1 protein-coding gene is annotated in these 419 nt (G+C 60.4%); it reads left to right on the top strand.

The genetic code is table 11. The annotated features are described in order from the left end of the window. Positions 1–419: EF-Tu/IF-2/RF-3 family GTPase (locus tag ABVT36_RS19130; RefSeq protein ID WP_368457987.1), on the top strand; the 419-nt coding region annotated here is incomplete at both ends.

Below are 419 nucleotides of genomic sequence, written 5' to 3'. Positions count from 1 at the left end.
GAAGTTGAGATCGTCGGTATCAAGGAAACCACCACCACCACCTGTACCGGTGTGGAGATGTTCCGCAAGCTGCTGGACGAAGGTCGTGCGGGTGAGAACATCGGCGCCCTGCTGCGCGGCACCAAGCGCGACGAGGTGGAGCGTGGTCAGGTACTGGCCAAGCCGGGTTCCATCACTCCGCACACCAAGTTCGAAGCGGAAGTGTACATCCTGTCCAAGGATGAAGGCGGTCGTCACACTCCGTTCTTCAAGGGCTACCGTCCGCAGTTCTACTTCCGTACCACCGACGTAACCGGTGCGGTGGAGCTGCCGGAAGGCACCGAGATGGTGATGCCGGGTGACAATATCCAGATGAAAGTCACTCTGATCGCCCCCATCGCCATGGAAGACGGGCTGCGCTTCGCGATCCGCGAAGGTGG

It is taken from the genome of Microbulbifer sp. TYP-18, from assembly GCF_040932045.1.
In the GTDB taxonomy this organism is placed as follows: domain Bacteria; phylum Pseudomonadota; class Gammaproteobacteria; order Pseudomonadales; family Cellvibrionaceae; genus Microbulbifer.
Note: the sequence above shows the minus strand (reverse complement) of the source record. Positions and strands in the feature narration are given on the sequence as shown.